Annotated in this window: 20 protein-coding genes; 5 read left to right on the forward strand and 15 right to left on the reverse strand. The window is 64.0% G+C overall.

Annotated elements, in window-relative coordinates; genetic code table 11:
• Positions 1-91: 91 nt before the first annotated feature.
• Together SO139_RS00240 and SO139_RS00245 are read left to right on the forward strand one after the other, a co-directional pair.
• Entirely contained in the window at positions 92-790 is a 699-nt protein-coding gene (locus SO139_RS00240) for a cysteine hydrolase family protein (RefSeq protein WP_449380257.1), read from the forward strand.
• Positions 791-799: 9 nt separating this feature from the next.
• Positions 800-2464, forward strand: coding sequence for a regulator (locus SO139_RS00245; RefSeq protein WP_449380258.1), 1665 nt, complete (start codon positions 800-802; stop codon positions 2462-2464).
• Between the two features lie 55 nt (positions 2465-2519).
• On the opposite strand, the gene SO139_RS00250 is transcribed toward SO139_RS00245, so the two are convergent.
• The 13 genes from SO139_RS00250 to SO139_RS00310 form a co-directional block, all read right to left on the reverse strand.
• Positions 2520-4451, reverse strand: coding sequence for a S9 family peptidase (locus SO139_RS00250; protein WP_449383795.1), 1932 nt, complete (start codon positions 4449-4451; stop codon positions 2520-2522).
• Between the two features lie 156 nt (positions 4452-4607).
• Positions 4608-6353: a tannase/feruloyl esterase family alpha/beta hydrolase gene (locus SO139_RS00255; protein WP_474798179.1), complete on the reverse strand. Its 1746-nt coding sequence runs from the start codon at positions 6351-6353 to the stop codon at positions 4608-4610.
• A 93-nt stretch (positions 6354-6446) separates the two neighbouring features.
• The gene (locus tag SO139_RS00260) at positions 6447-7271 is read right to left on the reverse strand and encodes a carbohydrate ABC transporter permease (protein ID WP_449383793.1); all 825 of its coding nucleotides are present in this window, start codon (positions 7269-7271) and stop codon (positions 6447-6449) included.
• Positions 7268-8206 carry a carbohydrate ABC transporter permease gene (locus tag SO139_RS00265; RefSeq protein ID WP_449383792.1) on the reverse strand — a complete coding sequence of 313 codons (939 nt, stop codon included), beginning with the start codon at positions 8204-8206 and terminating at the stop codon, positions 7268-7270. Before SO139_RS00265 ends, SO139_RS00260 begins: the two co-directional genes overlap by 4 nt.
• A complete protein-coding gene (locus SO139_RS00270; RefSeq protein WP_449383791.1) occupies positions 8203-9528 on the reverse strand; it encodes an ABC transporter substrate-binding protein in 1326 nt (441 codons plus the stop codon). The genes SO139_RS00265 and SO139_RS00270 overlap by 4 nt, the downstream gene beginning before the upstream one ends.
• 84 nt (positions 9529-9612) lie before the next feature.
• Positions 9613-10395, reverse strand: coding sequence for a sulfur oxidation c-type cytochrome SoxA (gene soxA / locus SO139_RS00275; RefSeq protein WP_449383790.1), 783 nt, complete (start codon positions 10393-10395; stop codon positions 9613-9615).
• The gene (soxZ, locus tag SO139_RS00280; protein WP_449383789.1) at positions 10392-10712 is read right to left on the reverse strand and encodes a thiosulfate oxidation carrier complex protein SoxZ; all 321 of its coding nucleotides are present in this window, start codon (positions 10710-10712) and stop codon (positions 10392-10394) included. The genes soxA and soxZ overlap by 4 nt, the downstream gene beginning before the upstream one ends.
• On the reverse strand, positions 10712-11170 hold the full coding sequence (locus SO139_RS00285) for a SoxY-related AACIE arm protein (protein ID WP_449383788.1): 459 nt from the start codon (positions 11168-11170) through the stop codon (positions 10712-10714). Before SO139_RS00285 ends, soxZ begins: the two co-directional genes overlap by 1 nt.
• 8 nt (positions 11171-11178) lie before the next feature.
• Entirely contained in the window at positions 11179-11631 is a 453-nt protein-coding gene (gene soxX / locus SO139_RS00290; RefSeq protein ID WP_449383787.1) for a sulfur oxidation c-type cytochrome SoxX, read from the reverse strand.
• On the reverse strand, positions 11624-12901 hold the full coding sequence (locus SO139_RS00295; RefSeq protein WP_449383786.1) for an FCSD flavin-binding domain-containing protein: 1278 nt from the start codon (positions 12899-12901) through the stop codon (positions 11624-11626). The genes soxX and SO139_RS00295 overlap by 8 nt, the downstream gene beginning before the upstream one ends.
• Positions 12902-12947: 46 nt before the next feature.
• Positions 12948-15134: a xanthine dehydrogenase family protein molybdopterin-binding subunit gene (locus SO139_RS00300; protein ID WP_498539484.1), complete on the reverse strand. Its 2187-nt coding sequence runs from the start codon at positions 15132-15134 to the stop codon at positions 12948-12950.
• A gap of 10 nt (positions 15135-15144) precedes the next feature.
• Complete coding sequence (locus SO139_RS00305; RefSeq protein WP_449383784.1) at positions 15145-15594, reverse strand: (2Fe-2S)-binding protein; 450 nt, start codon at positions 15592-15594, stop codon at positions 15145-15147.
• 231 nt (positions 15595-15825) lie between these two features.
• Entirely contained in the window at positions 15826-16215 is a 390-nt protein-coding gene (locus SO139_RS00310) for an SPW repeat protein (RefSeq protein ID WP_449383783.1), read from the reverse strand.
• 299 nt (positions 16216-16514) lie between these two features.
• Here SO139_RS00310 and SO139_RS00315 point away from each other — a divergent pair, with 299 nt between their 5' ends.
• On the forward strand, positions 16515-18143 hold the full coding sequence (locus SO139_RS00315) for a B12-binding domain-containing radical SAM protein (protein WP_498539485.1): 1629 nt from the start codon (positions 16515-16517) through the stop codon (positions 18141-18143).
• On the opposite strand, the gene SO139_RS00320 is transcribed toward SO139_RS00315, so the two are convergent.
• Complete coding sequence (locus SO139_RS00320; RefSeq protein ID WP_498539486.1) at positions 18124-19512, reverse strand: MFS transporter; 1389 nt, start codon at positions 19510-19512, stop codon at positions 18124-18126. The genes SO139_RS00315 and SO139_RS00320 overlap by 20 nt on opposite strands.
• A gap of 168 nt (positions 19513-19680) precedes the next feature.
• Here SO139_RS00320 and SO139_RS00325 point away from each other — a divergent pair, with 168 nt between their 5' ends.
• Positions 19681-20742, forward strand: a complete 1062-nt coding sequence (locus SO139_RS00325) for an isocitrate/isopropylmalate dehydrogenase family protein (protein WP_498539487.1) — start codon at positions 19681-19683, stop codon at positions 20740-20742.
• 211 nt (positions 20743-20953) lie between these two features.
• Here SO139_RS00325 and SO139_RS00330 read toward each other — a convergent pair whose 3' ends face one another.
• Positions 20954-21697 carry an SDR family NAD(P)-dependent oxidoreductase gene (locus SO139_RS00330; RefSeq protein ID WP_498539571.1) on the reverse strand — a complete coding sequence of 248 codons (744 nt, stop codon included), beginning with the start codon at positions 21695-21697 and terminating at the stop codon, positions 20954-20956.
• 138 nt (positions 21698-21835) lie between these two features.
• Here SO139_RS00330 and SO139_RS00335 point away from each other — a divergent pair, with 138 nt between their 5' ends.
• Entirely contained in the window at positions 21836-22606 is a 771-nt protein-coding gene (locus SO139_RS00335) for a methyltransferase domain-containing protein (RefSeq protein WP_449383779.1), read from the forward strand.
• Positions 22607-22745 lie beyond the last annotated feature (139 nt).

The following is a 22745-nucleotide window of genomic DNA, read 5'->3' on the forward strand; positions in this document are numbered from 1 at the left end:
ATCCTGCACTCATCCCGCACCGTCGCTATTGTACACAATGGCACGGCGCTTGCAGAACTCCTGGCAACGGGTGTTCTCGCGAGGGACGTGCATGTTGAACTCAGCGAAGCCGACACTTGGCGTCATCGACGCCGAGCCCGCGCCGATCAAGCTCGACTGGTCGACTACGGCACTCGTCATCATCGACATGCAGCGCGACTTCATGGAGCCGGGCGGCTTCGGCGAGACGCTTGGCAACGACGTCTCCCAGCTCGCGCGCGCAGTGAAGCCGATCGGCGCGGTGCTTGCGGCGGCGCGCGAGGGCGGCATGCTGGTCATCCACACTCGCGAGGGCCATCTGCCTGACCTCTCCGACGCGCCACCCGCGAAGATCGAGCGCGGTGCGCCGTCTTTGCGCATCGGTGATCCCGGCCCGATGGGCCGCATCCTGATCCGCGGCGAGGCCGGCCACGACATCATTTCCGAGCTCTATCCGCTCGACAGCGAGGTCGTGATCGACAAGCCCGGGAAGGGCGCATTCTACGCCACCGAGCTCAGCGACGTGCTGGAGAAATACGGCATCGAGAATCTTCTTGTGTGCGGCGTCACGACGGAAGTCTGCGTCAACACCACCGTGCGCGAGGCCAATGACCGCGGCTATCGCTGCGTCGTCATCTCGGACGGCTGCGCGTCCTACTTCCCCGAGTTTCACGAGATGGGCCTGAAGATGATCAAGGCCCAGGGCGGAATCTTCGGCTGGGTCGCTGACTCTGCCGCAGTACTGGAGGCGTTGAAGACTTCGACCATTTAGGGGATCACCATGAGCACATTGACGGGGACGGCCGGCAAGTCTGAGATCGATAAGTCCGAGTTCAAGCCGGCACTATGGACACCGGGCGACTGGAACGCGTTTTTCGGCTTCGGCACCAACATCCTCGTCAACATGCTCGTGCTCACTGGCCTGTTGCGCTTCGTGCTGAAGATGCCGGACAGCCTCGTCTTCGGCCGCATCCTGCCCGCGCTCGGGCTGATGATGTGCCTGTCGACCTTCTACTACGCGTTCCTCGCCTACCGCCTGGCGCAGAAGAGCGGTCGTCGCGACGTCTGCGCGCTGCCCTCGGGCGTCAGCGTGCCGCACATGTTCATCGTCACCTTCGTGATCATGCTGCCGATCACGCTTCGGACGGGCGATCCGCTGAAGGGATGGTCGGCGGGGCTGGTCTGGGTGTTTTTCCAAAGCTTTATCCTGATGATCGGCGGCTTCATCGCGCCGTTCATCCGCAGGATCACGCCGCGCGCGGCTTTGCTCGGCACGCTCGCCGGCGTCTCCATCACCTTCATCTCGATGCGTCCGGCACTCGAGATGTACATGACGCCGCAGATTGGTCTTGTCTGCTTCGCCATCATCCTGGTGAGCTGGTTCGGCGGCGTGAAATATCCGCGCGGCATTCCGGCAGGCCTCGTCGCCATCGCAGTCGGCATGGTCATCGCCTGGGGCTCGAACCTGTTCGGGCTTGGTCTCGGCGGATTGAGTGTGAAGGGCGTCGGCGATGCCTTCGCCAATTTTGGCTTCTCGGTGCCACTTCCTGCCGTGGGTCACGTGTTCTCCGGCTTCGAGTTTCTCGGCGTCATCCTCGTCACCGCGATTCCATTCGGCATCTATGACCTCGTCGAGGCCATGGACAATGTCGAGAGCGCGGAGGCCGCCGGAGACGAATATCCGACCACGCGTGTGCTCACTGCCGATGGCGTCGTCAGCCTGATCGGCTGCCTGATGGGCAATCCCTTCATCAACGCGGTCTATATCGGTCATCCCGGCTGGAAGGCGATGGGTGGGCGCATCGGCTATTCCGCCGCGACCGGCGTGATGGTCGTCGTGCTGTCGTGGTTCGGCATCATCTCGGTGCTGCTGGCGCTGGTGCCTGTGGTCGCGATCTCGCCGATCCTGCTCTATATCGGCATGCTCATCGGTGCGCAGGCGTTTCAGACCACGCCAGTCAAGCATGCGCCTGCGATCGTGCTGGCGCTGACGCCGCATCTGGCCGCCTGGGCAAAACTCCAGATCGACACGATGCTGGCCTCGACCATGACGGCGGCGGCGACCGTCGGCGGCATGGCCGGCGACAAGGCGGACGCCGTCAAGGCCGCCGCAATCGCCGCGCTGCCGCAGCAGGGCGTTTTCTATCACGGCCTCGAGGTAATGGGTGGCGGCTCGATCCTCGCGGGCCTGATCCTGGGGGCGATCGGCGTCTTCATCATCGAGCGCGACTTCGAGAAGGCGTCAGCCTTCGCATTCGTCGGTGCGGTCCTGACCTATTTCGGCTTCATGCACGGCGAGGCCGTCGGCGTTGGCGGCGGCTTCGGCGTCACGCCGGCAGTCGCGCTCTCCTATGCCGTAGTGGCGGCTGGATTTTATGCTCTCAGCCGGCGTACAAGTGAACACTACGCCTCACATCCGGAGATGTCGGCAGCGCCTGCGGAGTAGGCACTAGCCAGCATGATCGCGGCCGGGTGGCGCCATGTCGCCCGGCCGCTTTTCTTCAGGCCACGCCCAGATCGGAGAGGATATCAGCCCCCGCGCGAACCTCGTGACTTGATCCTTCGAAATCCTGCCCGACCGGCTCGCAGGCGCCGCCGAGATGGCGTGCGAGAAAGGCCTCGGTGATGGCGAGGTGGGAAAACTGGTTGGGGGGTCTCTGGAAGCCGTGTCCCTCGTCGGGATAGACGATGTAGGTCACCGGAATGTTCTTGGCCTGCATGGCAGCGGCGATGGTGTCGCTTTCGGCCACCTTGCATCGCACGTCATTGGCGCCATGGAAGATCAGCATCGGCTTCTTGATGTTGTCGACCTTGTTGATCGGCGAGCGCTCCGCAAGCAGCTTGCGGCCTTCCTCGGTGCGCGGATCGCCGTAGCTGCGATACATGAATTCTGCGAAGCCGGCCCAGTAGGGCGGCATCGATTCCAGCAGCGTCTTGAGATTGGAAATGCCGACGACCGGAATGGAGCAGCAGAACGCCTCCGGCGTGAAGGTCGCGCCGACGAACGAAGCCAATCCGCCGTAGGACATTCCGAAGATCGCGACCTTGTCCTTCTGCGCGATGCCCTCCGCGATCGCCCAATCGACCATGTCGATGAGATCGTCGTGCATCTTGCGGGCGTGCTCTTTTTCGCTGGCTGCGACGAACGCCTTGCCGAAGCCGGTCGAGCCGCGATAGTTCACCGACAGCACGGCGTAACCGCGATCGGCCAGCCACTGGTGATCGCGACGATAGCCATAGATATCGCGAGCCCAGGGACCGCCGTGGACGACGAGGACCATCGGCAGCGGCCGGGGTGGGCGGTCGCCGTCGATATCCGCGGGCAGCGTTAGGTAAGAGACCAGGGTGAGGCCGTCGCGCGACTTGCCCTGCACCGCCTGCATCGGCGCCAGCCGATACGACTTCAGCTCCGGCCGCGCGGTGAACAGCTCGGTGAGATATTGCCTGTCGCGGTCAAGGAGATGATAGGTGACCGGCTGCTCCGGTGCATGACTGCCCACGATCCACCGACGGCCGTCAATGCTCTGGCTCTCGAGGTGAAATGCATGCCTGGGAAGCTCCGCATGGATCAGGTCGAGTTCGCTCGTCACCGCCGGTGTCAAGGCCGTCCATTCCTGCCGGCCGGGGTCGATGCAAACCGCTTCCGGTTCGAACGTTCGGGCGTTGAAGATGGCGCCGGTTACGTCGGCGCTGTCGCTCTTGAACAGGACGCGCTCTTCCCCCGTCGCCCAGTCGATCCGCACCAGCGCCGATTTGTCGCGCTCCAGGCTCGAGCTCATATGAAGGTGGCCGCCGGCAGCATCGAACGTCCAGAGCCGCGTACTCGCAAAGGCCTCGAACGGGACGTCGCGCCAATGCGTGAGTTTCCCGTCATCGAGGCGCCAAAGCCGCGTGCCTCCGTCGGGCGCGTTGCTGCGGCCGTGGCGGGGCCTCAACTGCCAGTCGAGCCCCACGTGGTCGAACTCCTGGCGATTTTCCCAGACTAGGGTGCGCTCGCCGGTTGCAAGGTCGAGCAGGAAGACATCGTGCCATCGCACGTCGCGATCATTGAGACCAATGGCGATCTTGTCGGGGACGACGCGCGACCAATAGGTCGGCAAAGCGCGGACATTGGCAAAGGGCGTGAGATCCCTGAGCTCCAGAGTGTTGGGATCGACGACGAACAGGTGCAGATTCTCGTCACCGTTCTCATCGTTGAGAAACATGATGTAGCGGCCGTCCGGGCTCCAATCCTGCCAGTTGATCGGTCTGCCCCTGGTGCGCGTCACGGGCTGTCCTGCCGCAATGCTATCGACGGGCGAGACCCAGATGTTGAGAACGCCGTCGACAGGGGCGAGCCAGGACAGCAATTTGCCATCCGGCGATAACTTGGCGCCGACGTAGGTCGGATTGCCAAACAGCTTTCGGCGCGGGATCAGGGGACGAGGTGACATCTGACGTCTCTCGTGGTTCGGCGCGTCACATCAAGTAGCGCTACATATCGTAGCATATGCCCGTGCAAACTTTGCGTCAACGCCAGGTAGAGCGCGCCGGCGGCGGTATGACTAGAGCGAGAAGGCGCCCGCGGCCGATCGCCGCCCGCCCGTTTGTCAGGGCGTCGATACCTTGCAGATGTAGCTTTCGGCCGCCGCCTTCTCGCCGCCGGTATAGTGCGGATAGTTCGGATAGCGGCACATCGGCCGGGCTGCTTTCAGCGTGAAGGGTGGCGCCGGCTCCTTCGACGTCTGGACCAGTGCGTCAGCCGGCGCGACGCCGTCGCTCGCCCAGCGGTCGAGCGGTTCGAGCAGGTCGACCATGGTCGGGATCGCGGAGCCGTCCAGCACGCTCGTGCCTTGCCCCGTGTGGGTCGAGCCGGGCGAGACATAGAGCCGTGCTGAAGCCTCGACCGTCGCCTCACCAAGCCGCGCCACGACGGACTGGAAATAGTTGATCCCGGCGAGCGGGCTTTGTGCGAGGTCGGCCATGTTCTCGCGCAGGATCAGCTTGCCGCCATGGGCGAAGAAGGCCGACAAGTCCGGATCGGTGGAATCGAGGATCTTCGACACTTCCTCGACGCGGGCCCGAAAGTCTTCCGGACGATAGGTACGCACGTCGAATTTGTCGTTGCGCGTCAGGAAGAAGCGTACGGCATTGCTGCCGTACAGCCAGTGCTGCGACACCGTGGCGACATCGAGCTGCTCCGTCGGCGCCGCCGTGCCCATGACCCAGCGCGTCATGGTCATCCGCTGTGGGTCCGGTGTAATCTCGTTGCCGTAAAGCCATTGAGGATAGGTCGTGACGCCGTTCGCCATCGGAAAGGGGAACGGATGTGGTGCGTGCACGGTCTGAACCGCTGCTATCTGCGCGTCGGACAGGCAGCCGTCGCCGGCGTCCGCCCCTTCCGGGCAACGCAGCGCCCGCACGTTCACCTTTGGCTGGCAGGCCAGATAGTTGCTGACGATGCCGTCACGCAAGCCGTCGAGCTCGTCACAGGCATTCGCGACGAACTTCGCGAGCGTCTCGCTCTTGGCCGGGTTGAGCCAGCCACCCCTGAATTGCGGCAGATTGTTCGGGATGTAGGACTGGAACAGCATCGAGAGCTGCACAACGGGTACTACGCTGACGATCCCGTCATAATCGGCCGGAAAACGCTGGGCCATCGTGAGCCCCTCGCGGCCGCCCTCCGAACCGCCAAAATAGTAGATCCTGGCCGGGCGTTTCGAATAGAGCGCGCCGATGAGCGCGACGGCGACATCGCGCACCTTCTTGTAGGAAGCATAGCCGTAGTTGGTCAGCATCTCGTCGTTGAGGCCGAACTGGCCGATGCGGTCGGGCGCAAAGCTCGCGGCCTGATGCCCGGAATCGGTGCCGAGCGTGGCATAGCCGCGCGTCAGCGGCAGCGCATCGTCGGGGGCCGCATCGCGCAAGGGGGCAAGGCCGCTCACCAGAGTGCCGTTGTAACCACCGCCGCCATATTGCAAGAGCTTGCCATTCCACGCGGCCGGCAGGTTGAGCTGGAAGTTGATCAGTTGTGCAGCCGGGTCGATCGGCGCAATGGTGCCCGTCACCTTGCAGAAGTCCGGCGTCGCGGGAGCGGCCGCCTTTGCCGCCGCCGCCGGCGTGAAGCTGGCCGACGTGACAGTGGCGTCCCCGCTGGGAAGCCCGATCAGTCGAGCCGGGATCGTTCGTCCAGAAAGACTCGCGCAGGGGCCTTGAAGCGCCTCGTCCGCTGTCGATGATCCGCCGCTCACGGACAACACGATCGCGCAGAGGGCCAGGCTGGCTGCGGCTTTCGACGCGCAGGACATCGCGTGGCTGCGCTTGGCGTGGTCGGCGTCGCCTGTGTTTGGTCCCATGGTCCGGATCTTTTCTTCCTCGGGATGATTGCTGCGTGCGCGGCGGATCGCCTCATCGCTCGTTCGGCTTGGTCAGGTGGCGATGAAAGGTGCTTATCCGCCTTTCACTGCTCCCGCAGTGAGTCCGGCGACGATCTGCCGCTGCGCGAGCACCGTCAGCAGCAGCACCGGGAAGGTGACGATCAGCGCTGCGGCGGCGAGCGGGCCCCAGCTCAACTGGTCGAACGAGATCATGTTGTAGACGGCGACGGGCAGGGTGCGCGTCTCGCGTCCAGCCAGCACGATGCCAAAGACGAAGTTGTTCCAGGAGAAGATCACGGCCAGGATGAAGGCGACGGCGATGCCGGGTTTCGCGATCGGAAGAGCGACGTGGCTGAACACCTGCCAGCGTGTCGCGCCGTCGATCAGCGCTGCCTCTTCCAATTCCATCGGTGTGGTCTCGAAATAGCCGATCATGATCCAGATCACGATCGGCACCGTCACGACGAGATGGATGATGATCTGTGGCACCAGCGTGCCGAGCAATCCGAGCCACTGGAACAGGATAAACAGTGGGATCAGGTAGGACAGGCCGGGCGTGATGCGGGCGATCAGGATCACGATCGCGGATTTGTGCGCGGCCATCCGCGCGATGCCGTAGCCGGCGGGAACGCCGACGATCAGCGCCAGCGCGGTCGCGCTGCCGGTCACGATCAGGCTGTTGAAGAAATAAGTCAGGAAGCGGTTGGAGGCGAGCACGTCGACATAGTTCTTCCAGGCGATATGCTCGGGGATGAACACCGGCGGGTAGGCGGCATTGTCGACCTCGAACTTGAGCGACAATGAGGCCATCCACAGGAAGAACAGGATCGCCGGCGACACGATGACGAGGACCGAAAACCAGAGGCCGATTTGGCCAAGGATCTGACGTGGGGTCATGCGCCCCTCGCGATTTCGGTCCATAGCATGCGCTGGCGCATGTAAAGCATCAGGGCAGCGAGTGCGACGATGAGCAGGAAGAACACCACCGCGATCGCCGAACCGTAGCCGAGGTCGTAGTAGGTGAAGGCGACGCTATAGAGGTAGAGGTTGATGGTTTCCGACGCCGAGCCCGGTCCACCCTGCGTGATGGCGAAGATGATGTCGAAGCTTTTCACCGCGTCGATCATCCGGATCATGCCGGCGATGAACAGGAACGGCATGATCAGCGGCAGGGTGATGAAGCGGAACACCTGCCAGAGATTGGCGCCGTCGATCTGCGCGCTTTCGTAAGGTTCGGTCGGGATCGCGGCGAGACCGCCGAGCACGATCAGCATGACCAGCGGCGTCCACTGCCAGGTCTCGACCAGCACCAGTGAGGGAATGACGGTTGCGGGATGAAACACCCAGAGCTGCGCCGGCAGGCCGACCAGCGACAACAGGTAATTCAGCACGCCGAGCTGCGGATGAAACATCATCGTCCAGACCAGCGCGATCGCCACGGGCGTTGCCATCATCGGCATGATGAAGACGCCGCGCAGGAAGCCGCGCCCCGGGAATTTCTGGTGAAACACCACGGCCGAGAGCGTGCCGAGGACCAGCGGCAGCACCACCGACAGCACGGTGTAGACGATGGTGTGGCCCACCGACTCGAGGAAGCGCGGATCGCTCGTCAGCCGCAGATAATTTGAAGGCCCGACGAAGGTGGTCGGCGAGCCGACCTTCCACTCGTTCAGGCTCATCCAGATCGTGAACAGCCACGGGAAGATGATGATGGCGAGCACGACGACGAGCGCCGGCACCACGAACGGCCAGTAGGACGGTGGCCGCAACTCCTTCTCCGGCGCGGCATCCGATTGTGCCGCGGCCGGATTAGTTTGTGTCAACGCACTCACGCTTTCTCGCTACGCTCCAGGATCGGTCGGTACTGTTCATGGGCCTTCTTCAGCTCGGTCGCGGGATCGGCGCCGGCCAGGGTCGCGGTGATCGCGGCACCGACGAGATCACGGAATTCGGCGACCGGGATCACCACGGGCAGGCCGAGCTTGCTGATCTTGGCGGAATCGATCACCGATTGCAGCCACTCCGCCGGCATCTTGACGCCCTTCTGCACCTCGGCATCGTTCAGGATCGAGTTGCGGAACGGCACGCCACCGCCGGCCTGCAACAGCCGCGCGCCTTGCGCCTTCGAAACCGCCCACTGGCAGAGCAGATAGGCCGCTTCCTTGTTCTTGCTCGCCGCCGGAATGCCGATGCCGTCGCCGTAAGTCGCCGAGTACTGTCCTTTCGGCCCGGCAGGCACGACGGTGTAGCCGACCTTGCCGACGACGCGCGAGGCGGCGGGATCCTCCAGCGGCGGCGCCCAGCCGACGCCGTCGATCCACATCGCCGAACGTCCTTGCGTGAACGAGGCCATCGACTCCATCCAGTTGAATCCGGCGACGCCGGGCGGCGCGACTTTCGTCAGCAGCGTCTGGTAAAGCTTCGTCGCCGCGACGGCTTCGGGGCCGTCAGTCAGGATGTTGCCCTTGGCGTCGAGGAATTCGCCGCCATAGTCGAGGAAGAAGTTGGTCCACAACGTCATGTTGGCGTTGCGCAGGCCGCGCCCGACGAAGCCGTAGATGCCGTCCTTGGCATCGGTAAGCTTCTCGGCGGCCGCGACCATCTCGTCCAGCGTCTTGGGCACTGCGACGCCCTTCTTCTGGAACAACTCCTTGTTGTAGTAGAGGATGAAATAGTCGACCGACCAGGGCAGCGACAGCATCTGGCCCTTGTCGTTCTTGGCGTATTGAAGGCCTGCGGCCGAGAAATCGCTCTCGACGAGATCGGGCGCGGTCAGCGTCGGATCCTTCATGAAGGGCGTGATGTCGGCAAGCCAGCCGGCCTTTTCAAACTGCCGCTTCTGCACGTGATAGCTGAGATGCACGACGTCGAAGCTCGGCCTGCCCGAGGTGAGCTCGATGACGACCTTCTGGCGCTGCTGCTGCTCGGGAATCTGCTCCGATTCCACCTGGATGCCGGTTAGATCGGTAAACTCCTTGATGTTCTTTTGCAGGTTGTCACCGCGCGGGCCCTTGATGAGCATCACCTCCAGCTTGGTCCCGGCATATTTCTTCCAATTGACCTCGGCATGAGCCGGGAATCCGGTCAGGCTGAGCGCGCCAGCCGCAGCGGTCCCCTGCAAAAGCGTGCGGCGCGAAATACGATGGTCAGCCACGTCTGTCCTCCCTGTGACTCGTTTCTTGGGAGGGGATACTAGCGTCCGCGTCGCGCCTGCCTAGTCCTAATATTCCTCTGCGGATCAAGGCCGCACGGCCGGGCTCTCCATGGGCATGCCGCGCGCCCGCGCCATCAGATAGAGCTCGAGCGCGACCAGCTCCGGCGCGCCGTAGTCATAGGCTTGGGCACGGACCCCGGTCATGCAGCTTCGCAAACGCCGCTCCAGTGATCCCAGCGTCTGCCATTCCAGGCGATAGAGCGGGTAGCCGGTCGGCTGCCCCTGCGTGGCCGGTGCGCCCGCCAGATGCTTGTCGTAGTTGTCGTCATGACAATTAGCGCATGCGAGGTTGAGCTGTCCCTGTCGCTGCATGAAGAGCGCGCGGCCCTGGTCTACGAACGGTTGGAGCTCGGGATCGTCGCCGGCCGTGATCGCGACCCCGCGCGACTGGTGCGCGACGAAGGCTTCGAGCGCGAGCAGGTCTCGGCTCTCGTAAGGCAGCGACGTTGCCTGTTGATGGTTGGCGCGGCAGAGATTGATACGCTGGCCGAGCGTGACGGGGCGACCGAGCGTCTTGTCGAAGGCGGGATAGCGCGCGGCGACGCCCTTCATCGTCTCGCGCGCATCGCCATGGCAATCGGCGCACGCCTTGCCGGCGCTGCCGCCTTTCGTCTTCCACAGTGTTTCGCCGTCCATCACGAACAGCATGCCTGGATTGGACGTATCGTCGTCCTGCATCGCGCGCGTGTCGGGTCCCATGAAGGAATAGCCGGAGCGGCGCTCATCCTGCGGGATTTCGCCGGCGAGCAGCGCAGGTGCGGCGACGAGCAGCATCATCGTAGCGACTATCGTGCGTGCAAGACTCATTCGACCGTGATCGACGCCGACGCGGTCGATACAAAGCCGTTGTCGCCGATCCATTCGAACTCGAACCTGCCGCTCTCCCTGGCGACCGTGAAGAACGACAGATACGGGTTTGCTGCGATCGCCGGGAAGAGGTCGGCGCGAAAGATCTCGGTGCCGTTGTAGCGGCAGGTAAAGGTCGTGATGATGTCTCGCGGCACGAGGTCGCCGGCCGCCGTGCGGCGAAAACCGGTCTCCATGATGTGCGAGGTCAGCGTCCTGATCTCGATCACATCGCCGCGCCTGGCTTTCGGGGGAACGTTGATCAGGGCCGAGGCCATCAGTTCACCTCCTCGGTGCAGGCGGCAAGCGTCACGACGACATCGGCCGCAACTTGCCAGAAGGAATCGTCGGACAGGCGCGCGATCGCGACCACCTTCTGGCTGTCGGCGAGCCGGATCCGGGTCGAGACCTGCGCGCGCCCGGCCCATGGGCCGAGATGGAAATTGCCGACGTTTGGCTGCGGGTTCTTCTCGTTGAAGACGTGGATGCTCTTGACGTAGTCGGTTGCCGTCATCGGGCTTGCCACGCTGACCGTCATCGGCACGGTGTTGCCGTTCTCGACCAGCGGCGGAATGTCGAGCCTGATCTTGCCGCTGCGCAGTTGTGCTTCGCCAACGACGTTGCGGATCGCCGTGCTGAGCATCGCAGGTGTCGCCTCGAGCCGGCGGACCGTGACGATGGGGATCGTCGCGGCGGCGACCGTGAGGTGCAATAATTGCCGACGTGTGCTTGGCATTCCCTGTCCTAGTCCCGAAGCGTTGCAAGATAGGCCACGATGTCCTCGATCTGGCCCGGATTCAGGATCGGCTTGCCGCCAAGATTGCGGCCGACGCGAACGAGCCCGTCAGTGCGATAGTAGGACGGCATGATGGTCTTTCGGTTGAACTGCGATGCGTCCACCAATCGCAGCCGCAACTGACTTGTCGACCAGCGGTTCCCCGCGCCTGCAAGATCAGGCGCCAGATCGCCCTGGAACCGGGTTTCCGGAAACGGCCCGGAATGGCAGAGGATGCAGGTCGTGCTGCGATCGAGCACCAAGGCGCGCCCGCGCGCCGCATCGCCGGGCGAACCAGTGAGCGACTCCGGAATGCCGTCGCCAACGATGGTATAGGACACCGGCGCCTGCGCCTTCGCGCCGGCGGAAAGCGCAAAGCTTGCCACGATCAGCGCGGCGATATGGAGCATCGCTCTAGCCAAAGGTCGCCGCCGTGATGGATTGAAACCAGCGCTCGGCGTCCGCAGCCTCGCGGGCGCGTCGTTCGGGCGGTGCGTCGAGGGGGCTGGTGGCGCCGCCCTCGACTTCTGCAAAGATGTCACCCTTCGGCTGATAGTTGCCGGCGAGCGAAAAGCCGTAAGCGGGCGCGACAGTGTTGTAGCAGACGCCGGTCAGCCGCGGTGTCTGTGGCGCTCGGCCAGCCAAGAGATCGATGATCGCCTTCGCGCAGCTCCGTCCTTGCGCGCTCGCGGCTGAGGCCGATTTCGGAATGCCGCCGCCGAGGCAGGCATCGCCGATGACATGGACGTTCGGCAGGAGCCTGGATTCGAACGTCATGGGATCGATCGGGCACCAGCCGGTCGTATCCGCTACCCCGGCAATCGCCGCGATGCGCCCGGCGCGCTGCGGCGGAATGACGTTGGCGACTTGCGGGGTGTAATTGCCGAATTCGGTGATGACAGTGTTGCTCGCTGGATCGACGGAGGTGACGCGGCCGCCCTGCGACAGCGATACGCGCTCGATCATGCCGCCGTAAAGCTCCACCCATGCCTTCTCGAATAGCTTCTGTTGCGTGAAATTGTCCTTGGCGTCCAGGATCAAGACTTTCGAGCGGGGCTTCCGCGTCTTGAGATAATGCGCGATCAGGCTGGCGCGCTCGTAAGGAGCAGGCGGGCAGCGCGAGGGATTGGCGGGCACCGCGATTGCGACGAGTCCGCCATCCTCCATCGCCTCCAATTGCCTGCGCAGCAGCATGGTTTGCTCGCCGGCCTTCCAGGCGTGCGGCATCTTTTGGCTTGCGGCTTCGTCATAGCCGGGCAGGGCCGCGAAATGGAAGTCGACACCGGGCGAAAGCACGAGACGGTCATAGGGAAGGGATGAGCCATCGCCCAGCGTAACGCGCCGCGCTTGCGGATCGACCGCGGTCGCGGCTTGCGCGATGACAGTTACACCATCAGCGGCGATCTTCTCATAGCCGAACTGCTGCGCCTCGATCTCGCGCAGGCCTGCGATCACCGCGTTGCTGAACGGGCAGGCCGTGAAGGTGCTGTTCGGCTCGACCAGTGTGACCTGCAAATCAGTTTCGCTCCGCTTCAGCGCGCGGGCACAGGCGGCCCCGCCGAAGCCGCCGCCGATCACGACGAGGCGCGCCATGCCTTGCGCGCGCGCAATCCCCGGCAGGGCCAGCGATGCGGCCGCGATGCCGAAGACGGCTTTCCGCCGTGTCACCGGGTAGGTCGTCATGCGCGTCATCCGGAAAATGCTGCGGCGGCCCTTGGGCCGCCACAGCCGCGCCTTCTCAAGCGAAGGTGATGTTCTGGTCGCGCAGCGGCGCCGAGCGGATGCGTTTTCCCGTCGCCGCGAAATAGGCGTTGAGCACCGCGGGTGCCGCGACCCCGATGGTCGGCTCGCCGACGCCGCCCCAGAACCCGCCGCTCGGCACCATTGCCGCTTCCACCTTCGGCATCTCGTTGATGCGCATCGAGTTGTAGGTGTCGAAGTTGGTTTGCTCGATGCGGCCGTCCTTGACGGTGCAGCCGCCATAGAACAGCGCGCTCAGGCCAAAGACGAAGGAGCCCGCGATCTGGCGTTCCACCTGTGCCGGATTGACGATGTATCCGGGATCGGTGGAGGCGACGATGCGATGCACCTTGATCTTGCTGCCATCGGTCACCGAGATTTCGGCGGCGCCGGCAACATAGCTGCCGTAGCCCATGATCTGCGCGATGCCGCGATAGACTCCCTGCGGAGCCGGCTTGCTCCAGCCGATCTTCTCCGCCACGGCATTGAGCACCGCCAGATGCTTGGGATGATTGCCCATCAGCTTGCGGCGGAATTCGAGCGGGTCCTGGCCTGCGGCGTGGGCCAGCTCGTCCATGAAGCATTCCATGTAGATCGCGTTGTGATTGACGTTGACGCCGCGCCAGAAGCCGGGTGGGACGTGCGGATTGCGCATCGCATGCTCGATCAGGAGGTTCGGCACCGAATAGCCGAACGCGGCTTCGCCGGATTGGGCGACGCCTTGGAACGCGGCCGGATCCATGCCGTTCTGCAGCGCCTCGGGTCGGAGCGAGAACAGGATCGACTGCCCGGAGAGGCGGTAGTGCAGCGCGACCAGATTGTTGTCGGCATCGAACGCGCCGGTCATCTTGCACTGGGTGATCGGATGATACCTGCCGTGCGCCATGTCCTCTTCGCGCGACCACAACAGCTTGACCGGCGTGCCCGGCATCTGCTTCGCGATCGCGACCGCCTGGCGGACATAGTCGGTCTGGCCGCGCCGGCCGAAGCCGCCGCCAAGCATCAGCTTGTGCACGTCGCACTTCTCTGCCGGCAGGCCAGAGGCCTCCAGCACCGCCGCGAAGGCGGCCTCGCCGTTCTGCGTGCCGCACCAGACCTCGCATTTGTCCGCCGTGTAGAGCGCAGTGGCGTTCATCGGCTCCATGGTGGCGTGGTTCTGGTAGGGATAGTTGTAGACGGCCTCGACCTTCTTGGCGGCGCCTGCAATCGCCGTCTTGGCGTCGCCGTTCTTGTTGCCGACATAGGCCGGCTGCTCGTTGTCGAGGCCCTCGGCCAGCCACTTCGCGATCGACTCGCTGGAGACCTTTGCGTTGTCGCCCTCGTCCCATACGATCGGCAGCGCTTCCAGGGCAGTCTTGGCGTGCCACCAGGTATCGGCAACGACCGCGACCGCACTGTCGCTGACCTTGACGACCTTCTTGACGCCTTTCATGCCGGCGATCTTGGCTTCGTCAAAGCTCTTCACCTTGCCGCCGAACACCGGACAGTCCTTGATCGCGGCATTCAGCATGCCCGGTAGCTTGACGTCGATGCCGTAAGTCATCGTGCCGGTGGTCTTGTCGGCGGTGTCGAGCCGCTGCAAGCCTTTGCCTGCGATTGTCCAGTCCTTTGGATCTTTCAGCTTGACCTCGGTCGGCGGCGTCAGCTTCGCCGCGGCTTCGGCGACCTTGCCGTAGGTAGTGGTCCGGCCCGACGGCGTGTGGGTGATGACGCTCTTGCTGACGGTGCATTCGGACGCCGGCACTTTCCACTCATTGGCCGCGGCCCGGATCAGCATCACGCGCGCCGTGGCGCCCCCCTTGCGCACGTAGTCCTGCGAGCTGCGGATGCCGCGGCTGCCACCGGTCGAGAAATCGCCCCAGGCGCGCTTGCGGGCGACACTCTGGCCGGGTGTTGGATATTCGGTCGTGACCTTCGACCAGTCGCATTCCAGTTCCTCGGCCACGAGCTGCGCAAGGCCGGTCAGCGAGCCCTGGCCCATCTCTGAGCGGGCGATGCGGATCACCACGGTGTCGTCGGGCCGCACCACGACCCAGGCGTTCACTTCGGGCGAGCCGTCGGCGGCGCGGACCACGGCAGGACCGCCGAAGGGAATGTCGAGGCCGAGTGCGAGGCCGGTGCCGATCGCGGCGGTGCCGATGACGAAGGCACGGCGATTCATCGCGGGTGAAACGTGCTCGTTCATGGCCGCCTCCTCAAGCGTTCACGATCGTGTGGATCGCTTCGCGCACCTGCTGGAAAGTGCCGCAGCGGCAGATATTGGTGATGGCCTCGTCGATATCGACGTCGGTCGGCTTCGGCTTCTCCTTGAGCAGCGCCGCGACCGCCATGATCATGCCGCTCTGGCAATAGCCGCATTGCGGTACGTCATGGGCAATCCACGCCTGCTGCACCTTGTGCAGCGTGCCGCCGCTCGCCAGCCCCTCGATCGTGGTGATCTGCTTGCCCATGGCCTCGCTGACCGCGACGCCGCAGGAGCGGATCGCGACTCCGTCGATGTGAACGGTGCAGGCGCCGCATTGCGCGATGCCGCAGCCATATTTGGTGCCGGTCAGGCCGACGTTCTCGCGGATCGCCCAGAGCAGCGGCGTATCCGGCTCGACGTCGACAGTGATTGATTTTCCGTTGATCGTAAGGTTTGCCATCGCAGTCCCCTGATTGGCCCATCCACCGATGAGGCCCAAGGCGCGCAATTTGTCCGGCAAACGGAACCGTTTCAAATCAACAATCTGGGGTTGGGCCGAAGAATTTTGCTGGTCGGCAGGAAGATTGCCGCTTGCGCGGTGTTGCGGCCACGCGAACGGCTATGCGGGATGCGCACTGGAAATGCGTGTACAACTCATGACGTCCCGGGCCGTGTCGCGCTGCGTCGCACTCTATTGGTGAGGTCCTTCCTGTCCGCCGGGCGAAGCAAATTCCTCCGGGTGCCTCTTCTCGTAGTGGAGGAAGAGATCGAGCAGGGCCAGAAGCACGACGACCACACCTATTCCGATGCTGATGTGCATGGCCCGCGTATGCGGGAATCCGAGGAGCCAGGGCGAAACGATGAGCCAGGCTCCCATGAGGACGTTGAGCCATTCCTCCCAATCCCGATAGGTGATGACGGCCGCCAGCGAGACCAAACCGATGATGATGCCCGTGACCCAGAGGTCAACCTTGCCTTGCTCGTTGGTGAGCCTGAACAGCCACGGCGATAAGAACAATACGGCGGCGAGAAACAGGTTGTAGAGATCGGGGACCGTTTCGCGCTCTTGCCACTTGCTCATGACACACCTCCTGCGCGTGAGGATACCCTCAGGAAAAGCCTATTGCCGCCGCTCGGTTCCCCCTGAACGAGCGCCGGCGGAATAGACTTTGGTCGCGGATGAGTTCCCCGAGGATGCCGGCGCCGGTGAGTCGTTCGCTTCGTCCCGAAACGTCGGCAAAGCGGCCTGTCACGACGCCCGGCTGATGACAATTCCAGCGTTTGACTCTCACTGGAACAGAAAGTGAGAGTTAGTTCCGCTTGTAGGGGTGCAAGACGGGCGTGTTTTGATACACTCCGCACAAAGCCTTAGGGGGGTCCATGAACGTGCCGCGGCCTTGCAACGTGCTCATGCTCTATCCGCTGTTCACCGCGGAGTCGTTCTGGAGTTTTGGCGAGTCCTGCAAATTGATGGGCGTCCGGCGACCCGCAGCTCCCCTGGGGCTGATCACCGTCGCGGCGATGTTACCCGAGAGTTGGACGATACGTCTCATCGACTGCAACACCACGCCGCTTGGCGATGACGATCTCGACTGGGCGGACGTCGTCTTCACCGGCGGGATGTTGCCGCAACAAACCGATACGCTGCGGCTGATCGAGCTTTGCCGCGCGAAAACGAAGCCCGTCGTCGTCGGCGGCCCCGATCCGACATCGAGCCCCCATCTCTACGCGCGAGCCGACTTTCAGGTGCTGGGCGAGGCCGAGAGCGTTATCGGCGAGTTCGTCGCCGCCTGGGAGAGCGGCGCGCGATCGGGCGTCTTCACCGCGCCGAAATTCCAGGCCGACGTGACCAGGACGCCCGTGCCGCGTTTCGACCTCCTGAAATTCGAGGACTACCTCTATCTCGGCGTGCAGTATTCGCGCGGTTGCCCTTTCACCTGCGAGTTCTGCGACATCATCGAGCTCTACGGACGCGTCCCGCGCACCAAGACGACACAGCAGATGTTCACCGAGCTCGAGACGCTGTACCGGATGGGCTACCGCGGCCATCTCGATTTCGTCGACGACAATTTCATCGGCAACAAGAAGTCGCTCAAGCTGTTCCTTCCCGAGCTCGCCGCATGGCAGCGCGCGCACGACTATCCCTTCGAATTCTCGACCGAAGCCTCGGTCAACCTCGCCGATGATCCGGAACTCCTGGACATGATGGCCAAGGCCAATTTCTTCGGCATCTTCGTCGGCATCGAAAGCCCAGACCCGGCGACCCTCGTCGCGATGCGCAAGAAGCAGAACACGCGGCGCAATATCGCCGAGAGCATTCATAAGATCTACGGGGCAGGGATGCTTGTCACCGCAGGCTTCATCGTGGGCTTCGACAGCGAGAAGGTCTCGATGGCCGAGGCCATGATCGAGTTCATCGAGGAGGCCGCCATTCCGGTCTGCATGGTCGGGCTACTCTTTGCCTTGCCCAATACGCAGCTGACGCGACGTCTCGCCCGCGAAGGCCGGCTGCGGCCGAACCACGATTCGGCGGCGTCGACCATGAGCGGCGGCGATCAGTGCACCGCCGGGATCAATTTCGACCCGGTCCGCCCGCTGCGCGACATCCTGACGGACTACAGGCAAGTCCTGGAGAAGATCTATGAACCGGCTGCCTATGCGAGTCGTATCGACCGGTTGATGACGCTGCTCGACCGCTCGCGGCAGCGGCCGGAGCTTCCCGAGGGCGACATTCGCAACAAGGTACGTGCACTGGAAACCGTGCATCGCGTGACGTCAGCCATTCCCGAAGCGCACGGCCCGCTCTGGAAAACCTTCCTGAGTTGCGCCAAGCGCGACACGTCGTCGGCCCGGGTCGCGGTCGCGATGATCGCGGCCTATGCGCATCTCGGGCCGTTCTCGCGGCGGGTCATCGACGCCATCGATGCGCGCCTGGCTGCTTTGGACGAGCAAATGCCGATCCCGGCAACGGTCGCGTCCGCGTCGCAGCCTATTTCACCGCCAGCCTGAGGAAGCTCATCACGCTGCCGAGCGCGGCGAAACCGGCGCCGAGCGCCAGGGCGACGGTCGCGCCGTCATGCCCCGCAAGCGCAAAGCAGAGCGCAGCGAGCGCCGCGCCGGTCGTCTGTCCGGTCAGGCGCGCGGTGGCGACAATGCCGCTCGCGCTGCCGCTTCTGTGCGGCGGTGCGCTTGACATCACCGCCTTCATGTTCGGCGCCTGGAAGAAGCCGAACCCCATGCCGCAGATCACCATGCGCCAGATGATGTTGAGGATGGAAGGATTGGCCGGAAGCGTCGCCAAGAGCGCCATGCCGATGCCGAGCAGCACGAGCCCGATGCCGCCCAACAGTCCGACCGCGTGGCGGTCGGAGAGGCGTCCTGCGATCGGCGCCATGATGCCGACCACCAGCGGCCACGGCGTCATGAAGAAGCCGGTCTCGACCTGGGAGCGCCCCAGCACGTCCTCGAAATAGAACGGCAGCGAGACGAAGGCGAGGCCCTGCACGGCGAACGAGCAGACCGCGGTCGCGGCCGACAGCGCGAACATCGGACGGCTGAACAGGTCGATCGGCAGCATCGGCGCGGGATGGTCGGCATGCCGGCGCGTCAGGATGAAGCCGATCACGAGCGCCGTGACCAGCTCGACCGCGACGAGGCGAGGGGAGAGATTATGCGCCGCGCTGCCGATGCCGGTGATGAAAAGGCCGAGGCAGATCGCCGCCAGCACGGCGCCGAGGAAATCAAAGCCATGATCGGCGCGCGGCGTCTTCGGCAGCATCGCAAAGCCGATGCCCATGGCGACGAGGCCAAAGGGAATGTTGACCGCGAACAGCCAGGGCCACGGCCCGAGGGCGAGGATCGCGGACGCGATCGACGGCCCGATTGTGAAGGCGGTCGCGACCACCAGCGCGTTGTGGCCGAAGCCGCGGCCCTGCATCCGCCCGGGATAGACGAAGCGCACGAGAGCCGTGTTGACGCTCATGATGCCGCTGGCGCCGAGGCCCTGCAGCGTGCGCGCCACCAGCAGGCTCGGCAGCGACCAGGCCACCGCACAGAGCAGCGATGCGATCGTGAACAGGAGAAGCCCGCCGAGATAGATGCGCTGATGGCCGACGATCTCGCCGAGCGCTCCCAGTGGCAACAGCGTCGCGACCAGCGCGATCTGGTAGACGTTGACCACCCAGACCACCTGCTCGGGACTGACATGAAGATCGGCCGCGATGGCGGGCAGGGCGATATTGGCGATCGCGGTATCGAGCGAGGCCATCGCAAGCGCTGTGAAGATCGCGGCGACCGCCCAGCGCCGGCGTTCGGCCGGCAGGCCGTCGGCGATGGGACGTTCGGGCTCCTTCGTGAGCGCAGGTAACGTGATTGTCATTGCCTGCGCTGTCTCCGCAAAGCGTGGGTTGAGTGTTGCTTCCGGCATGTACTACGGCCGCGCTGCGTGCCACAGGCATATGCTTGCATACGGCTATGCGCGAAGATCGGGCGATGATTGCGCGCCATGGCGTATGATCGGACCGAGCTGGCTTGAGAGGAATGACCGATGCAAATTGTGGTTCTGCCGGGTGACGGCATCGGGCCGGAGATCACGGCCGCGACCACGGGCGTGCTGCGGGTGGCGTCCGAACGCTTCCAGCTCAATCTCAGGCTCGAGGAGCATGCCATCGGCCACGCCAGCCTTGCGCAGTTCGGCACGACGGTGCGGCCCGAGCTCCTGGACGTGGTGCGAGTTGCGGATGGCTTGATTCTCGGGCCGACCGCGACCTTCGATTTCAAGGACGAGGCGCGCGGTGAGATCAATCCGTCGCGTTACTTCCGCAAGAACCTCGATCTGTTCGCCAACATTCGCCCCGCGCGCACCTATCAGGGGCGGCCCGGCAGGCTCGGCGATTTCGATCTCGTCGTTGTGCGCGAGAACACCGAAGGCTTTTATGCCGACCGCAACATGGAAGAGGGCAATGGCGAACTGCTGGTCACATCAGATGTCGTGATCTCGCTCCGCCGGATCACGCGGTTGTGCTGCAAGCGCATCGCGCACGCTGCTTGCCGGCTCGCGATGAAGCGGCGCAAGCATCTCACCATCGTGCACAAGGCCAATGTGCTCAAGATCGGCGATGGCATGTTTCTGAACATCTGCCGCGAGGCGGCGAGGGACTATCCTGGCCTCGAGGTCGACGACGTCCTGGTCGACGCCATGATGGCGCATGTCGTGCGCAACCCCGGCAGCTTCGATGTGATCGTCGCCACCAACATGTTCGGCGATATCCTGTCCGATCTCACCGCGGAGTTGTCCGGCAGCCTCGGCCTCGGCGGCTCCCTCAATGTCGGCGACCGCCATGCCATGGCGCAGGCCGCGCACGGCTCAGCGCCCGATATCGCAGGAAAGGATATCGCCAATCCGGTGTCGCTGATCCTGTCGACCGCACTGCTACTGGCCTGGCACGGCGAGAGGAGCGGTGCGGCTCGCTATGAGGAGGCCGCCAACGCAATCGAGGCGGCGGTAGAAAAAGCGATTGAGCAGGGGAAGGCGACGCGCGACGTCGGTGGCAAGCTCGGCACGATCGCGGCGGGTGCCGCGATCGCGGAGATCTTGCGGGCGGGGTGAGGGAAGCTTCCGGGTTGATCGTGGAGCTGCTCGCTCCGGAATGGTGCGATGATCGCAGATTGCTGGTGATTTGCTCGACGTGTCAAATGTAGCGCGGAGGGGCAACGCGTCATCCGGCCACCGCGTTTCTACTTTGCATGGGGTTGTTTTTCGGTTTTTTACCGGAGGTCGCACCGCCGCCGCGGCGGCGGGTGCGCTCTCGGCGATCAGATCAGAACTGATACCTCCGCAGCCCCCCATCCACCGGGATCACCGTGCCCGTGATGTACCGCGCCACGGGTGATGCGAGAAACACCGCGAGCGCCGCGAGGTCCTCCGGCTCGCCCCAATAGCCGACCGGGATCTCCTCCTCCGCAAAGCGCTCGCGATAATCAGCCGGATAGTTGCGGCGGATCTGCTCGCTCATGATGCGGCCGGGCGGGATGCAGTTGATGGTGATGCCGTGCTTGCCGATCTCGCGCGACAGGCCCTTGGCCCAGGCATGCACGGCGGCCTTGGCGGCGAAGGCGGCGTTCAGCCCTTCCGGTTCGGACTTGCCGGTGATGTTGATGATGCGGCCCCAGTTGCGCTCCATCATCTGCGGCAATAGCGCATGCGCGATGCGGCGGTAGCTGGTGAAATTCAGCGCGATCGCTTCGTCCCATTTGCTGTCGGGCGCATCGACCGGCAGCGGACGGCTGCCGCCGGCATTGTTGACGAGGATGTCGACATGGCCGAGCTCCCTGAGCGCGAAGGCGGCGAGCCGTTCGGCGGCGTCCTTGGCCATCACATCCTGCTCGAACGGCGTGACCAGTCCCGCGCCTGTCTCCTGCACGAGCTGGTCGAGCAGGTCCTTGCGCCGCGCCGCCGCCACCACGCGCACGCCCTCAGTGGCAAGGCCCTTGGCAATGGCGCGGCCGATGCCGATGCTCGCCCCGGTGACGACTGCGGTTTTCGACTTGAGCCCGAGGTCCATGGTCATACGCTCTCTTGTTTGCTTTTGTTGTGCTTACGGTTCGTTTCCAACCTGTCCCGGAAGCGATTTGCCCGACCGGGACGAGCAGTGGTAACGAAGAGCCAAGGCGAAGGAAACACGAAAAACAGGTTCGCGAAGATGGTGTGGGATCCGCAGCAATATCTGAAATTCTCCGGCCACCGCTTGAGGCCGGCGGTCGATCTCTTGATGCGCATCCCGGATTTTGCCGTCTCTGATATTGCCGATCTCGGTGCCGGTGCCGGCAACGTCACGAAACTGATCAAGGAGCGCTGGCCGAATGCTGCCGTCACCGGCGTCGAGGGTTCGGCCGAGATGGTCGCCGCCGGCCGCATGGCGGCGCCGGAGGTGGAATGGTCACATGAGGATCTCGGCCATTGGCGCCCGCCGAAGCAATACGACCTGATCTATTCCAATGCCGCATTGCACTGGCTGCCCAATCATGCGGCACTCTTTCCTTCGCTGATGCAGAAGGTCACCCCCGGCGGCATGCTTGCGGTGCAGATGCCGCGCAACTTCACCGCGCCCTCGCATGTGCTGATCGGCGAGACCGCGCTGAACGGTCCGTGGCGGGCCAAGGTCGAGCATCTCGTCACCCCGCCGCCGGTCGAGGGACCGGCCTTCTATCACGATCTTCTCGCTCCGATGTCGGCCAATATCGACATCTGGGAGACCGAATATCTCCAGGTCCTGGAAGGCGAAAATCCCGTCAAGGAATGGACCAAGGGCACCTGGCTGACGCGCTATCTCGACGTCCTGCAGGGCGAAGAGAAGGCAGCCTTCGAGGCCGACTATGGAACGCGCGTCGCGAAGGCCTACCCGAAGAATGCGGCGGGGCAGACGCTGTTTCCGTTCCGGCGGCTGTTCATGGTCGCCCAGCGCAAGGGTTAACTTCGTTCGCCGATGCGACATAAGCGCTCGCCCGTCGGGGCTGGAGCGGGCGCAAACTTGCGTATACAAAAGCCGTCAAGGTGATTTGGCTGCGGCAAATTGGGCTTAGGTCTAGTTGTTCGCCTGGTGGTTTGCTGCC

This window comes from Bradyrhizobium sp. UFLA05-89 (assembly GCF_059803475.1).

What these genes read in the sequence shown, in the direction of transcription:
- SO139_RS00240 (WP_449380257.1), top strand. Translation starts at nt 92, where the DNA reads ATGTTGAACTCAGCGAAGCCGACACTTGGCGTCATCGACGCCGAGCCC.
- SO139_RS00245 (WP_449380258.1), top strand. Translation starts at nt 800, where the DNA reads ATGAGCACATTGACGGGGACGGCCGGCAAGTCTGAGATCGATAAGTCC.
- SO139_RS00250 (WP_449383795.1), bottom strand. Translation starts at nt 4,451, where the DNA reads ATGTCACCTCGTCCCCTGATCCCGCGCCGAAAGCTGTTTGGCAATCCG.
- SO139_RS00255 (WP_474798179.1), bottom strand. Translation starts at nt 6,353, where the DNA reads ATGGGACCAAACACAGGCGACGCCGACCACGCCAAGCGCAGCCACGCG.
- SO139_RS00260 (WP_449383793.1), bottom strand. Translation starts at nt 7,271, where the DNA reads ATGACCCCACGTCAGATCCTTGGCCAAATCGGCCTCTGGTTTTCGGTC.
- soxA (WP_449383790.1), bottom strand. Translation starts at nt 10,395, where the DNA reads ATGAGTCTTGCACGCACGATAGTCGCTACGATGATGCTGCTCGTCGCC.
- soxZ (WP_449383789.1), bottom strand. Translation starts at nt 10,712, where the DNA reads ATGGCCTCGGCCCTGATCAACGTTCCCCCGAAAGCCAGGCGCGGCGAT.
- SO139_RS00285 (WP_449383788.1), bottom strand. Translation starts at nt 11,170, where the DNA reads ATGCCAAGCACACGTCGGCAATTATTGCACCTCACGGTCGCCGCCGCG.
- SO139_RS00295 (WP_449383786.1), bottom strand. Translation starts at nt 12,901, where the DNA reads ATGACGCGCATGACGACCTACCCGGTGACACGGCGGAAAGCCGTCTTC.
- SO139_RS00300 (WP_498539484.1), bottom strand. Translation starts at nt 15,134, where the DNA reads ATGAACGAGCACGTTTCACCCGCGATGAATCGCCGTGCCTTCGTCATC.
- SO139_RS00305 (WP_449383784.1), bottom strand. Translation starts at nt 15,594, where the DNA reads ATGGCAAACCTTACGATCAACGGAAAATCAATCACTGTCGACGTCGAG.
- SO139_RS00310 (WP_449383783.1), bottom strand. Translation starts at nt 16,215, where the DNA reads ATGAGCAAGTGGCAAGAGCGCGAAACGGTCCCCGATCTCTACAACCTG.
- SO139_RS00315 (WP_498539485.1), top strand. Translation starts at nt 16,515, where the DNA reads ATGAACGTGCCGCGGCCTTGCAACGTGCTCATGCTCTATCCGCTGTTC.
- SO139_RS00320 (WP_498539486.1), bottom strand. Translation starts at nt 19,512, where the DNA reads ATGACAATCACGTTACCTGCGCTCACGAAGGAGCCCGAACGTCCCATC.
- SO139_RS00325 (WP_498539487.1), top strand. Translation starts at nt 19,681, where the DNA reads ATGCAAATTGTGGTTCTGCCGGGTGACGGCATCGGGCCGGAGATCACG.
- SO139_RS00330 (WP_498539571.1), bottom strand. Translation starts at nt 21,697, where the DNA reads ATGGACCTCGGGCTCAAGTCGAAAACCGCAGTCGTCACCGGGGCGAGC.
- SO139_RS00335 (WP_449383779.1), top strand. Translation starts at nt 21,836, where the DNA reads ATGGTGTGGGATCCGCAGCAATATCTGAAATTCTCCGGCCACCGCTTG.